Origin of the sequence: Cytobacillus depressus (assembly GCF_008923245.1) — a bacterium.
Lineage (GTDB): Bacteria > Bacillota > Bacilli > Bacillales > Cytobacillaceae > Cytobacillus > Cytobacillus depressus.
Map to the genome: position 1 here is coordinate 25,312 of NZ_WBOS01000008.1, position 14,310 is coordinate 39,621.

Genomic DNA, 14,310 nt, shown 5'->3' on the forward strand with positions numbered 1-14,310 from the left:
ACGTCATCTATAAAAATAAGGAGAGGGAAGCCTATGTTAAAAAATGTTAAGAGAGTGGTGTTGTCTTTACTTGTTTTAAGTTTTGCATTTGCTGCAGTGGCTTGCGGCAATCAAACAAATGGGGAAGCCAAAAAAGTGGTGATTCAATCCAATGGGGATGAAGAAGCCATTGCTGCGATGGAAGATGCATTAATCGAAGCGGGATATAAAGGAAAGTATGTCATTCAAGCTTTAGGCACTTCTGAATTAGGCGGTAAGATCTTAGCAGAAGGAAAACAAATTGATGCCAACTTAGTAACGATGAGTTCTTACTTTATTGAAAGTGCGCAGCAACAACATGCGATGTTCAAAGACTTAACGTTTGAAACGAATGCGCTAGAGAAAAGCTCCACATTTTACACACCGATTTTAGCTAATACGGGTTCTATTTTTGTGAACACAGAGGTCATAAAACAAAAAGGCTTACCGATGCCCACATCGATAAAAGATTTAACAAAACCAGAATTTAAAGGGCTTGTTTCGATTCCAAATATCATGGACTCTTCAACCGGCTGGTTATTAATCCAAGCCATTGTGACGCAATATGGCAAAGAAGAGGGGAAAAAAGTTCTCCATGATTTAATTGTCAATTGTGGTCCACACGTTGAAAGTTCAGGTTCAGGTCCTATTAAGAAAGTACAAGCTGGGGAGGCTGCTGCTGGTTTTGGTCTTCGTCATCAAGCGGTAGAGGCGAAGGAATCAGGTCAGCCAATTGATTTTATCGATCCGCTTGAAGGGAATTTTTCATTGACAGAATCGATTGCTGTTGTGGACAAAGACGATGAAACAACGAAGCTAACGATGGAAATAGCAGAAGTCATTATTAAGAATGCTAGAAAAGATTTATTAACTTATTATCCAGTTGCCCTTTATGAAGGAGAAACGGTAGCGGAAACGAATAAACCGGCTCATTCAATGAAATTTAAAGACCCTTTAACGGTTGACCTATTGGAACAGCACCAACAATTTTTTAAATCAGCTAAATAATGGAGGGGTAAAGAACAATGAATACTTACAAACTACTAACACCTGGGCCACTAACAACGACAAGCACGGTTAAAGAAGAAATGCTCTTTGATCGTTGCACTTGGGATCAAGATTATAAAGAAATTACGCAAAAAATTAGAACGCAGCTGCTAGAATTTGCTGGTGCTTCAAATGAGGAATACACCGTCGTCCTTATGCAAGGAAGCGGCACATTTGCAGTGGAATCTACCATAACCTCTGCCATTTCAGCCACTGATAAAGCATTGATTATCACAAATGGTGCTTATGGCGAACGCATTGTGAAAATGGCAAACTATATTGGATTAAACTATCAAGAATATAGTGTGGAATACAATGAATATCCAAATGAAGAAGAAGTAAGGAGAATATTAGAAGAAGATGAAGCCATTACCCATATGGTCATGGTGCATTGTGAAACAACGACCGGCATTTTAAATCCAATTGACAAGTTTGCTAGACTTGCACAGGAATATGAAAAGGTATTTATTGTGGATGCAATGAGCAGCTTTGCTGGAGTAGAAATGAATGTGCCTGAACTTGGAATTGACTTCATAATTAGCAGTGCGAATAAATGTATTCAAGGAGTTCCGGGGTTCGGCTTTGTTATCGCGAAGCTTGATAAATTGTTAGCGTGTGAAGGCAATGCGCGAAGCCTATCACTAGATTTGTTTGACCAATGGAGGGAAATGGACAAGGATGGAAAATGGCGCTACACTTCGCCGACTCATGTCGTAGCGGCATTTTCGAAAGCAATGGATGAATTAATAGAAGAAGGCGGAGTTCAAGCTAGATCTGCCCGCTACCAAAATAACAACCGTATTTTAAGAGAAAGACTTGGAAAGATTGGAATCCAAGCTTATATTACAGATGAAAAACAATCGCCAGTTATTACAACGTTTCTTTTTCCGCATGAACCATTTAACTTTGGAGATTTTTACACCTTTGTGAAGGAAAAAGGCTATGTGATTTATCCGGGTAAACTAACGGATGTCGACACATTCCGCATTGGAAACATCGGTGAAATTTACGAAGAAGATATTCAAGAATTATGCAGCATTATCGAAGAATATGTAGGGGGTGTGACAAATGAGTAAAGTTGAAGGTGTTATTTTTGATTGGGCAGGGACGACTGTAGATTTTGGCTGTTTTGCACCAGTAAATGTATTTATTGATATTTTTAAGCAGGCTGATATTGACGTGATGATGGAAGAAGCGCGAGCTCCAATGGGCATGCTAAAAATTGATCATATTCGAGCGATGCTTTCAATGCCTAGAATCTCTAAATTATGGGAAGAAAGATTTGGAATGCCATTTACTGAACAAGATGTAGAGAACTTATATGGTGAATTCGAACCTGCTCTTATGGCTTCTTTATCAGAGTATACAGATCCTATTCCTGAGGTTGTTGAGACTGTGCAAACATTAAGAAACCAAGGATTAAAAATTGGCTCAACAACAGGATATACAAACACAATGATGGAGGTTGTCGTTCCTCATGCTTTGAAAAAGGGGTACGGCCCAGACTGTTACTTCACTCCTGATGATACTAATTCTTTTGGCCGCCCATATCCGTATATGATTTATCGAAACATGGAGAAGCTTAATCTCTCTGCATCATGGAAGGTTGTGAAAGTGGGGGATACGGTTTCAGATATTCAAGAGGGCGTGAATGCCGGGGTCTGGACAGTTGGAGTCGTTATCGGCAGCTCTGAAATGGGATTAAGTCTTGATGAATATCAATCCTTATCTGCAGCTGAACGAGAAGCAGTGATCCTACAGACGGAACATTCATTTATGCAGAGCGGAGCAGATTTTACAATCAAATCGATGGGGGAGCTTCCGCAACTTATCGAGGAAATAAATCGTTTAATTGCTGAAGGAAAAAGACCAGGTGCAAATTCCATATGATTTGGGGAATTATTTAGTTGAAGGATTCGAAAGAGTCTGATAAGATGGAATCAATTTAAAGGCTATGTGTAACTGGCGAAAACGGATAACCGTGGGGGAGCACATAGTATCGATTAGCCGTTCGCCTGGGCAGAGGTAAGGGATTTATCCCTTACCTCTTTCTGCATTTTGGAGGGGATAAGAAAAGAATTATTTAGGGTTGATAATATCTGGAATTTCTATTATTGTATAAGTACAGATTTTTGGGAATCATTTTATTATTTTGTGTCTCTTAATGAAATGAAAGCTAAATACGAAAAAGGCTATGAATGTTATGGGTCAAACTATAACGGGAGCAGCTTCTGGAGAGACTGCAGATTATCTGCAGCGCCGAAGGGTTCAAAATCTCAGGCAAAAGGACAGAAGAATAACAAATGGTTTGTTTTATTTGTTATTTATAGATGTCTGCTGAGATTGGGGAACACCAGTCTCTTTTTTTATTTAATAGATTACTAAAACATAAAAAAACGATAAAGAGGGGAAATAAGATGAACACAACAGTGGTAAATAAAGTAAAAGCAATCAAAACATTAAATAGCATCGCGGAAAGCGGATTAAAAGTTTTTGATAGTCATTATACAATCGACAATGACAGTGAGAACCCTGATGCGATTGTTGTTCGCAGTTTCAATATGCATGCAATGGAATTTGGCAATCAATTAAAGGCCATTGCAAGAGCAGGAGCGGGCGTAAATAATATTCCGGTCGATAAATGCACGGAGCAAGGGATTGTAGTATTTAATACACCTGGTGCCAATGCCAACGCAGTGAAAGAATTGGTGCTGACTTCATTAATGGCAGCATCTCGTAACCTTTTTGACGGTGTAAGCTGGGTCAAGACGTTAGAAGGGGAAGGCGCACAAATTCCGAAGCGTGTAGAAGCAGGAAAGAAGCAATTTGTCGGCAAGGAAATTAAGGGGAAAACACTTGGGGTTATCGGCTTAGGAGCCATTGGTGCCCTCGTAGCCAATGATGCGATTGAGTTAGACATGGATGTGATCGGTTTTGACCCGTTTATCTCAGTTGATATAGCTTGGAAATTATCACGCAAAGTCCAGCGTGCGATGACTATGGAACAATTATTTGCTGAATCTGATTATATTACCGTCCATGTTCCGTTAACGGAAGATACGAGAGGCATGTTCAATGAAGAGACCTTTAGCTTAATGAAGGACGATGTGTATATTTTGAACTTCTCCCGTGGCGAGCTCGTGAATGAAACAGATATGGCAGCTGTCCTTGAAAGCGGAAAAGTAGGAAAGTATATGACAGACTTCCCAAATGAAAATGTACTGAAAATGAAAAATGTAATCCCAACCCCTCATCTTGGTGCGTCTACCGTTGAATCTGAAGAAAACTGTGCCATCATGGCAGCTCGCCAAGTGAAGGAATACCTTGAAACGGGGAATATCAAAAACTCTGTGAATTTCCCGAATACCGCTATTCCTTATACCGGGAAAAAGCGTGTAACCGTATTTCACAAAAACATTCCTAATATGGTTGGCAAAATTACATCTGCCATCTCCAATTATCATTTAAACATCGCCGACATGGTGAACAGAAGCCGCGGGGATTTAGCCTATACAATCATTGATATTGATAATATTGTAGACGATGAGATTACTTTAAACTTGGAGCAAAACATCAATCAGATTGAAGGAATTGTGACAGTGCGGATGATTTAATCTTACTAGGAGAAATGAGTTCTAATTTAGGGCTCATTTCTTTTTTTGCTGAAATAGGCCAATCCCTCAATAAAAGGGCCGTTTGTCAATCTGACAAATCTATGCCAGTATATAGGCATAGGGGATTTATGTTTAATTTACTCCTTTACAAAGAAAGTAGAATGAATGGAGGAAATGCAACAGTGTCGAATTTGCCAAATTGTCCGAAATGTAATTCGGAATATACATATGAAGATGGGGGACTATTTATTTGCCCCGAATGTGCCTACGAATGGAATTTAGCATCAGAAGCTCAAAATGAGGATGAAAGAGTTTATAAAGATTCGAATGGAAACGTTCTACAAGATGGAGATACGGTAACGGTCATTAAGGACTTAAAAGTAAAAGGAAGCTCTTCTGTCCTTAAGGTTGGAACAAAGGTGAAAAATATCCGTCTCGTCGATGCCGATCACGATATTGACTGCAAAATTGACGGGTTTGGAGCAATGAAATTGAAATCTGAGTTTGTAAAAAAGGTATAGAACGGCAGATGAAAACAAATGAGCAGGAATGTAAAATTTCCTGCTCATTTCTATAGAATCTTCTACTCTATCTTCACCTTAATTTTATCCATCGCATTATATCCATAGCCTTTACGATTCCAAAAGGGTTCTGATGGTTGAATGCGATTAGTAGAATCCGTTGCCCTCGACAAAATGACATACTCGCCACTCTTCCCTGCAGCCCACTCATAGGACCACAACACCCAGCCATATTGGCCAGAATCTCGATTATCCATTTTTGCATTTGTCCATGTTTGCCCATTATCTGTACTAATTTCAACCTTCGTTATATAGCCTTCACCTGTCCAAGCGATGCCTTTAATGATATGATTGCCTCTGTTTAAGATATCCATATCTCGCGGCTGTTGAATTGTCGAATTAACATTTATTGTTGTGACAGGAAAGGCACCTTCGTTATTCTCTTTATTTGGATAATACACATAATCAATTGACTGGAATGGTCCGGAAAAATGAGAATTAATAATGGTTATTTGTTTAATCCATTTTACCGAAGCCATGCCGTACCACTGCGGCACGACTAAGCGCAATGGGAAACCATGTTTAAACGGAATGGGCTGCTGATTATATTCGAAGGCAATTAACGTGTCTGGATGGAGTGCCTTTTCAATAGGTAAACTCCGAGCATATGTGTAAACTTGGTCTGAGTCTGGTGTTTTTCCATAATCATAGCCTTCTATAACTACTTCTTTAGCTCCTTCTCTCAATCCAGCTCGTTCTAGCAATGTCCTTAGCGGAACTCCTTTCCAAAAACCTTGGTTTATTGCTCCCTTTTCCCACTGTTCTCCGAATACTTTCGGTTTGAAAAAACTGCGTTTGTCTCCAGCGCATTCAAGGACAGCCTTCACTGTTTTTGCTGGCATTTGCAGGAGGTCCTGCATCGAGAGCAGTAATGGTGCTGAGACAAGGCCATTAATAGGGAGCCAATAGTTTGAGTGGGATAATGACGGATAAGAAAAGTGGTTTCGTCTATAAAATAATCGACTAGGAATGGTGTCATTCTGAATAAATTCAATCGGTGTTTCCTGGTTTTCGGGGACTAGGGTATGTGTCTTTAAATACGGCTTTACAACCGGATATGACTGCTGGGACATGGTTTCCTCCTTTTTTAAAAAGATCATAATAATTAATATGTTGAATGGACAAAAATTAGGCATTGCTTTCGATAGTAATCATCCGTTCTCTTTGTTGAAGTCCTTTGTTGGGGCGTTCAAGGAGGATAAGGTATGGAAAGAGATAAAAAAGGCAAAAGGATAAATGTGTTCTATAAAGCATCCTAATCGGAATAACTGACATCCAAGAACAATCTGTTTCTCCCTGCTGGATAGTCTGGTGATCCAACTATGAAGCGTTCATGGAGCCCGTTTAGGAAGGTGCCCAAGAAAAACGCGTACTATGAAGTGTTCATGGAGCCCGTTTAGGAAGGTGCACAAGAAAAACGCGTACTATGAAGTGTTCATGGGGCTCGTTTCGAATGTTGCTCATAGAAAATGCGTACTATGAAGTGTTCATGGCGCATGTTTAGGAAGGTGCCCAAGAAAAACGCGTACTATGAGGTGTTCATGGAGCTTGTTTAGGAAGGTTCTCGAGAAAAACGCGTCCTATGAAGTGTTCATGGAGCTCGTTTAGGAAGGTGCCCAAGAAAAACGCGTACTATGAAGCGTTCATGGAGCTTGTTTAGAAAGGTTCTCGATAAAAACGCGTACTATGAAGCGTTCATGGAGCCCGTTTAGAAAGGTTCTCGATAAAAACGCGTACTATGAAGTGTTCATGGATCTCGTTTAGGAAGGTTCTCGATAAAACCGCGAACTATGAAGTGTTCATGGAGCTCATTTAGGAAGGATCTCGAGAAAAGCGCGTACTATGAAGTGTTCATGGGGCTCATTTAGGAAGGTGCCCAAGAAAAACGCGTACTATGAAGCGTTCATGATGCTCGTTTTGAAAGGTCCTCGAGAAAAACATATCTTGTAAAACGAAAATGTCCGCCATGGCTATCACGACGGACATTATTAAAATGAAACTGCCCAGTAGATCAATAGAAAATGATCTACCAGACAGCCCCCACTTATTTCAACAAATTAATACTCGTAATAATAATCGGCATGGCAAATACGTCAATGAGGAATGCGCCTACAATCGGCACGATGAGGAATGCTGTTCTAGACGGTCCAAATTGTGCGGTGATTGCTGACATGTTCGCCATTGCATTTGGTGTGGCACCTAGTCCATGACCAGTGAAGCCGCCAACCATAACAGCCGCGTCGTAGTTTTTGCCTAAAAGCTTAAATAAAACAAAGATACTGAACAGGACAATGAAGATCACTTGTACAAAGACAATGACGAGCATTGGTAAGGCTAAATCCGCCACTTCCCAAAGTTTAATGCTCATGAGCGCCATGGAAAGGAAAATACCGAGCGTCACATCACCTATCAAGTTGATGCTCTTCATATCGACCGTGTCTTTCTTCACGCTATCGAGGATGTTTCTCACGATTACCGCTAAGAACATCGCTCCCACGTAGCTTGGAAGCACAAATCCTGTTGCTTTTGAAAAAAGCTCACCGAGGTATGAGCCTGCAGCCATACACAACGTAATGATGAGAATTTGGGTCATGAATCTTTGTGAATTCATGCTATCTGCTTCTCCAGTTTTTTTCGCAGCTGCGACTTCATCCCTTTCCTCAGATTCAGTTGGCTTCAATTTATATTTCGTCACTAAATATTTAACGGTAGGTCCCCCGACTAATCCGCCAGCAACAAGGCCGAATGTGGCTGCAGCAAGCCCGACGGACAAAGCAGATTGGACCCCGAGCTCTTCTAATGTTCCGCCAAATGCAGTGGCCGCGCCATGGCCGCCCTCCATGGAAACAGCTCCAACCATGATGCCAAGCAGCGGTTCTAATCCAAGGACTTTAGCTAAGGAGATTCCGATCAAGTTTTGAGCTAAAGCTAAAAAGCCGCAGGCAATCCAGTAAATGACAAGCAGTTTTCCGCCTAGCTTGACGAGCTTGAAGCTTGCGCCAAGGCCGACAGTTGTGAAAAATGTAAGCATAAAAAGACTTTGTAAAGAGGTATCTAAAGTAATGGTCACCAATCCTGTTTCTTTTAAAACAGTGACAAGAATGGCAAATAATAATCCGCCGACAACGGGCGCGGGAATACAAAATCGTTTCAAAAATGGGAGTTTATTAAGCAGCAATCCACCGATCATTAATAAAGCGACGGCAAGAAAGACAGTTGTAATTTGATTGAGTTCTAAGTTCATATGTGACCCCCTAAGATGTTATTTCGTATTGAAATTCATGATGGCTTCATTGACGAACTGAGCGGCTAACGCAACGGTTTTATTGTTTTCGTCTAAGGCAGGATTTACTTCAGAAATGTCGAATGACAGGGTTTTATCTTTTGATACGATAAATCGGATTAATGAGCGGACAATCTTTGGCTCAAGACCAAATGGCGAGGGAGCACTCACTCCTGGAGCATAGGATGCATCAATCACATCAGTGCAAAGCGTAAGAATGACATGATCATATTCTGAGATAAAATCTTCAATTTTCTTTTTCACACGATCCATTTGTGAAAAAGATACATCTTCTTCCAGCATATATTGGACTTTATACTTGTCCGCTGTTTCAAAAAGGGCAAGGGTGTTTCCATATTTTTGTATTCCTAAGCAAAGGTAGCCGCTGTTGGAATCACTATCTAAAATTTGTTTAAACATCGTTCCAGATGAAGGCTGCTCATCATATGGCCTCATATCAAAGTGAGCGTCAATATTAATAATGCCAAGCTTTGCATCTTGTCCAATAAATTGTCTCGCGCCGAGATAGTGGCCGTAGAAAGTTTCGTGCCCTCCGCCTAAAATGATAGGGCTTACTTTTTTGTTTAAAAGATCTGTAATGACTTCTCCTAATGCGCTTTGTGCTGCTTCCATTTGGTCGCCTTCACACGTAACATTACCGGCATCCAGCACATTTATCTCTTCAGATTGTTGCCATGGCAGCTTTCCAAGGGCTTCTCTAATTTTATTAGGAGCCTCTGCAGCACCTAGACGTCCTTTATTGCGTTTTACTCCGGCTTCACACTCAAAACCAATGATTCCAAATGTTTTTTGACTCACGGAAGAAGACGGAATTCCAGATAAATTCACTTTTTGATGATATCGAAAGCTTAATGGATCTGTGTGGCTATCAATCCTTCCAAACCAATAATCCTTTGAAGGTTCTGTGTACATAACTTCTCCTCCTTTATTTCATTCACACCGGCATTTTTGCCCAAGCATTCCTCTAAAAATTCTGAGTGGTACATGTAATATAATTATAAAGGTGCTAATATATAAAAAACCAATACAGAAATATTATAAATTTATAGCTTTAAGCTATAAGTGGAAGGGAAGTATTTATGGATATTCGCCAGCTTCGCTATTTTATAACAGTCGTTCAGGAACAAAGCTATTCCAAAGCGGCTAACATACTTCATATTTCACAGCCTTCCTTAAGTAATGCTATTAGAAAGCTAGAAACTGCAGTTGGCTTTCAGCTTCTTGAAAGAAATACCCGACGATTGGCCTTGACAGATTCAGGACGAATTTTTTATAAACGTTCCTTACAGTTAATTAGAGATTTCGACAATATGTTGAAAGATCTTGATGAAATTAAGCAGCTAGGATCGGGGAAAATTGCGATAGGTATGATAGAGTCCACTAAATTTTGGCTGCCTAAAGTAGTGAATGAGTTTAAAACAAGCTTCTCTAATATAAAGTTTCAATTAATTGAAATACTAGGGAAAGAAAAAGTGTATCAATCACTAATGCAATATGATGTCCACTTTATGATTACTAATCAGCCGATTGAAAAGAAGGAGATTCATCTAATTCCCATATATGAAGAAAAATTGATTTTGCTTACTCACAAGGACGATGTTTTGAATAGAAAAGGCCGAATTACACTTCATGATTTAAAAGACAGGGATTTCATTATTAGTAAGGTTGGATTTCGAACAAGAGAAGATATCTTAAAAGCGTTTGAAAAAGAAATGCTCACACCTCAAATTATGTATGAGATTGAAAGATTTGAAACCGCCTGCAGTTTTGTGGAACAAGGCCTCGGCGTCACAATCTTGCCAGAAAGCTATATGAAATATTCGCCCAATCCTAATTTAACGATGCATACTATCAAATCCGACCATTTAAAACGGACCGTTTATTTAGCCTATTTAAAGGACCGTTATCTATCCCCTGCCGTTTGTACGCTATTGGATAGAATACAGGGTTTTTTCAAATAATGGTGGAAGATACAGCTTTAAAATAAAAAGCATACACCTTAAAGAAAAGAGATGTATGCCTTTAATTTTTATTCACTTAACTTTCCTAGTTTCAATCTGATATTCTTTTAACTTTTGATATAAGGTTGTACGGGAAATCCCAAGATGTCTAGCTGTTTGTGATATATTTCCATTATGGGTCATTAAATTTTGGATGTAAAACTGCCGCTCATTTGCATAGTTTTTTTGTTTAATTTCTGTAATGCTTTTTACAAAGTGGAGGGACTGATCTAATCGTTTCGAATGATTGCCTTTGATTGCTTGGGAATTCTCTGTTATTTCTTGAGGAAGATGCTCAGGCGTAATAATGGTTGAGCTTCCTGCCAAGTAGAAGGCTCTTTCTATCGTATTGCCCAGCTCCCTGATGTTACCGGGCCAGTTGTATTTGACTAATAATGAAAGGGTTTCTTTTGACAGCTCCTTTTGGTGTCCGGATAAGGCATTAAATTCCTCTAAATAATAGTGACTAAACTTAGCGATATCTTCAGGCCTTTGCCGAAGCGGTGGTAATTCAATCGTGAAAACATTTAAACGGTAATACAAGTCACTCCGAAAAGAGCCATTAAAAGCAATTTCTTGAAATAGATCTTTGTTTGTTGCAGCAATAATGCGTACATCCAATGGGATCGGCTTATGACCGCCGACGGGTACGACTTCTTTTTCCTGCAGCACCCTTAATAAAGTTGTCTGCAGCTCAAGAGGCATTTCCCCGATTTCATCAAGAAAAAGCGTTCCGCCGTTAGCAATTTCAAATTTCCCCGGTTTCCCTCCCTTTTTGGCTCCTGTAAAGGCTCCCTCTACATAACCGAACAGCTCAGAATTAATGAGGTCTTTGGAAATTGCTCCGCAATTTACAGCTACGAACGGTTTATTTCTTCTTGGACTTTCGTTATGAATTGCGCGGGCAAACATTTCTTTTCCGGTTCCGCTTTCTCCAAGCAATAGGGTATTGGCCTGTATTTTTGAAGCCGCTCGTGCCAACTCAATGGTTTTCAAAAACGATGAATTTAAACCAATTAAATCATCGGTCGTTAAGTTTTCCCTTGCATTCAAAGCAAAACGAAGCTGCTGACGGGGAAGGGGTTTAAAACTGACATAAGTGATGGAGTTAATATTTTTTACGTTTATTTCAAAGCTTTCCTCCGCATCTTTGCGCCTAATTATATGCTCCTCAATCTTAGCGCCCGATAAAAACTCCTGTAAAACCGAATAGATAAAATCATGTTTAAGCTCCCATAATTCTGCAGCTCTTTTGTTTTGAAACCGAATTTTCCCTTCCTTTACAATAAACAAAGCTTCTACCTGTTGATCAGTTATTCCATGAAGCGCATCCGTTAAGATAAGCTGCTCCTCTTGGCTATCGGCAAGCTTGACACATAATTGGACAATGCTTTTAATACTTGAAAGCAAATGCTCAGTAGATTTCGAAGAATCATTCGGAATATTAAGCCCTAAAACACCCCTTTGCACATTCTCTTTTTCCATAATAGGAAATCCTGCTGCCATATAAGATCTATTCGATTTTCTATCTATTTCTTTAGTGACTTCATAGGAGGATGAACGATTCTGAAATGCCGCACCAATCCCATTTTTCTTCAAAGGGCTCTTGCTAATCGTTTCTCCAGGTTGCAGTTCAAGAAGGGGAGAGGGAGCCAGCGAGGAATCACTGTTAAAGGTTTCTAGCATTACCCCCTCTTCATCAAAGTAGGCAAACGGATAAGGCAGCCCGGCAAGGTTCTTTTTCAGCTCCGAAAGAAGGCACCGATTCTGCATGATTTTAGACTGTAGAAGATTACTCTTGTTGAAACCGCTTCTGTCTTTATCTTCAGCTGGAAATGCATCTTTAAACAAAGGGATCGGTTTAATAAGATTTTCCGACTCCCATATAATAGTGAATTGACCTGATTCATTGACCTTTCCAATACGCGAATTTAGCCAGACATGCTGATTAAAGCGGTCGACCATGATTTTTCCTTGAGGAGCGTCAATGGATAGACCAGCCAGCGCATGGCGGATGGAATCAGTAGAAGTGGTATCAATTCTTTTCAAAGCTTCTGCAAGCAAGATGATGCTATTATAGGCACTCTCCATCACTGAACTAATTATATCGGTGCCATAAATGCGCTGGAATTCTGTAATGAATCTCTTGTTTTTGGCATTTTCTAAAGAACTGAAATAGGAAAAACAAGAGTAATAGTCAGTCGTTCCTTTAGGTTCAATGGCTTTAATTTCTGTTTCGGCTGTCACATTGCTGGCAATGACCTGCGGCAATCCTAAATTTTCGTGTTGCCGGTAATAACTAATCGTGCTATCGCCAACTAGAGTCGAGAAGACGATATCTGGCTTCATTTGACGGATTTCACCGATTTGCTTATCAAAAATTTGATTCCCTAATGCCACATATTGCTCTCCATAAACAGAACCCCCGTTTAATTGAACTAAATGGCGAACGTATCGATTTATTTCTCGCGGGTAAATGTAGTCAGATCCGAGAAGGTAAAAGGATTTTCCAACATGACGGATAAGCCAAGGAACAAAATCAAGTAGCTGCTGATTAGGTGTTGAATTGGAATAAAAGATGTTGGGGTGCTGCTCTTCTCCTTCATTGATAGTTGGATAGAATAATAGAACATTATATTTTTCCAAAACAGGAATGACTTTTTTTCTGCAGGCGGCCGTGTAGCATCCGATAATGGCCGTCACTTGATCGGAAACAACGAGTTTCTCTGCTTTCTGATAGGTTACATCTGGGTCAGAAGCGGCATCTTCGACGATCGGAATAAGAGTTTTCCCATTGATGCCGCCACTTTCATTAATATGCCGGATAGCTAGTAGACAGGCTTGATATTGTCCTCGTTCAGTAATACTCGTTGTTCCTGTTAATGAAAAGAGAATTCCTACTTTTAATTCCTGATTCTTCACTTTTGCCGGCCCCTTTCCAACATCAATTGTCCAATTTATGTCCAGTACACTATTTTGACAACTGAACAATCTCTTTACAGTTTTTTCGGTAAAAAGACACCTCAACTTAACCACTTTCTTTACACATATGTAAGGGAAAAAACTTTATATTTTAAGCAATGCAATCTAGGTAGAATAATAGAAAAGCTGATATTAAATGAGTTAACAATATCCCCGTATTATATTCTTCATCTTAAGCAAAAAACCTCTAAGGCTTAAGGCCTTTAATCTTGGCATAGATATTGCATATTGGATAATAAGGGTGCTAATCAATGAAAGGAAGTGACTGATTGTTTGGGTTTTGAAAAGAGAGTCACCTAAAATCCAAAGAGAATAGATTGATTATTCAAAAAAAATATTCATTTATTTTAGCAAGTCAGGAACATGACAGCAGTCAACTAAAAGGAGGGTTTATTTTGAATGAAACTGCAAAGAAAGTTTATTTAGAAAAAGATAAATACATCCTTGAGAACAACATTAAGCCCCTTATTACAGAGGAGTTAATTGAAGAGCATAGAAAAACGCCTGTTGGCAAACATAGTCATAATCTAATGATGGTTCTTAACTTTTTAAGAAGAAATCATGAAATTATTGAGGGGAAAGATTTGATTATTTGTACGAAGCCTCATCAGGAATGGTGTTTAGGTGAACACCCAGGAAAGCGCGGCGTCCCATACAAAGTTTTTAAGGATCAATGCTTTAATACTCGTGAAAAAGCTGAGCATGCCTTGTTCCTAAAAAGACTAAAGAAGCATGGTTTAATAGATTAAAAATTTACTAGTAAA

Annotated in this window: 11 protein-coding genes and 2 riboswitches; of the genes, 7 read left to right on the top strand and 4 right to left on the bottom strand. The window is 39.5% G+C overall.

The genetic code is table 11. The annotated features are described in order from the left end of the window. Positions 1 to 33 precede the first annotated feature (33 nt). From F7731_RS26745 to F7731_RS16190, 5 genes are all read left to right on the top strand, one after another. On the top strand, positions 34 to 1,026 hold the full coding sequence (locus F7731_RS26745; RefSeq protein ID WP_212031207.1) for an extracellular solute-binding protein: 993 nt from the start codon (positions 34 to 36) through the stop codon (positions 1,024 to 1,026). A gap of 17 nt (positions 1,027 to 1,043) precedes the next feature. Beyond that, a complete protein-coding gene (gene phnW / locus F7731_RS16175; protein WP_151535828.1) occupies positions 1,044 to 2,141 on the top strand; it encodes a 2-aminoethylphosphonate--pyruvate transaminase in 1,098 nt (365 codons plus the stop codon). Then, positions 2,134 to 2,955, top strand: coding sequence for a phosphonoacetaldehyde hydrolase (gene phnX / locus F7731_RS16180; protein ID WP_151535829.1), 822 nt, complete (start codon positions 2,134 to 2,136; stop codon positions 2,953 to 2,955). The genes phnW and phnX overlap by 8 nt, the downstream gene beginning before the upstream one ends. A gap of 58 nt (positions 2,956 to 3,013) precedes the next feature. Next, a riboswitch (ZMP/ZTP riboswitch) is annotated at positions 3,014 to 3,093 on the top strand. A gap of 193 nt (positions 3,094 to 3,286) precedes the next feature. Continuing rightward, a riboswitch (glycine riboswitch) is annotated at positions 3,287 to 3,367 on the top strand. Positions 3,368 to 3,482: 115 nt separating this feature from the next. After that, entirely contained in the window at positions 3,483 to 4,679 is a 1,197-nt protein-coding gene (locus F7731_RS16185) for a 3-phosphoglycerate dehydrogenase family protein (RefSeq protein ID WP_151535830.1), read from the top strand. Positions 4,680 to 4,861: 182 nt separating this feature from the next. Beyond that, a complete protein-coding gene (locus F7731_RS16190) occupies positions 4,862 to 5,200 on the top strand; it encodes a zinc ribbon domain-containing protein YjdM (RefSeq protein WP_151535831.1) in 339 nt (112 codons plus the stop codon). A gap of 62 nt (positions 5,201 to 5,262) precedes the next feature. On the opposite strand, the gene F7731_RS16195 is transcribed toward F7731_RS16190, so the two are convergent. The 3 genes from F7731_RS16195 to hutG form a co-directional block, all read right to left on the bottom strand. Continuing rightward, the gene (locus F7731_RS16195) at positions 5,263 to 6,333 is read right to left on the bottom strand and encodes a sulfite oxidase (protein ID WP_151535832.1); all 1,071 of its coding nucleotides are present in this window, start codon (positions 6,331 to 6,333) and stop codon (positions 5,263 to 5,265) included. A 971-nt stretch (positions 6,334 to 7,304) separates the two neighbouring features. After that, positions 7,305 to 8,504 carry a sodium/glutamate symporter gene (gene gltS, locus F7731_RS16200; RefSeq protein ID WP_151535833.1) on the bottom strand — a complete coding sequence of 400 codons (1,200 nt, stop codon included), beginning with the start codon at positions 8,502 to 8,504 and terminating at the stop codon, positions 7,305 to 7,307. A gap of 18 nt (positions 8,505 to 8,522) precedes the next feature. Then, on the bottom strand, positions 8,523 to 9,476 hold the full coding sequence (gene hutG / locus F7731_RS16205) for a formimidoylglutamase (protein ID WP_151535834.1): 954 nt from the start codon (positions 9,474 to 9,476) through the stop codon (positions 8,523 to 8,525). Between the two features lie 167 nt (positions 9,477 to 9,643). Between hutG and F7731_RS16210 the strand changes: the two genes are divergently transcribed. Further along, the gene (locus F7731_RS16210; RefSeq protein ID WP_151535835.1) at positions 9,644 to 10,525 is read left to right on the top strand and encodes a LysR family transcriptional regulator; all 882 of its coding nucleotides are present in this window, start codon (positions 9,644 to 9,646) and stop codon (positions 10,523 to 10,525) included. 72 nt (positions 10,526 to 10,597) lie between these two features. Here the strand turns inward: F7731_RS16210 and F7731_RS16215 are convergent, their stop codons facing one another. After that, a complete protein-coding gene (locus F7731_RS16215; protein WP_151535837.1) occupies positions 10,598 to 13,486 on the bottom strand; it encodes a transporter substrate-binding protein in 2,889 nt (962 codons plus the stop codon). 455 nt (positions 13,487 to 13,941) lie between these two features. Between F7731_RS16215 and F7731_RS16220 the strand changes: the two genes are divergently transcribed. Then, entirely contained in the window at positions 13,942 to 14,295 is a 354-nt protein-coding gene (locus F7731_RS16220) for a N,N-dimethylformamidase alpha subunit family protein (RefSeq protein WP_151535838.1), read from the top strand. The last annotated feature ends 15 nt before the right edge of the window (positions 14,296 to 14,310 follow it).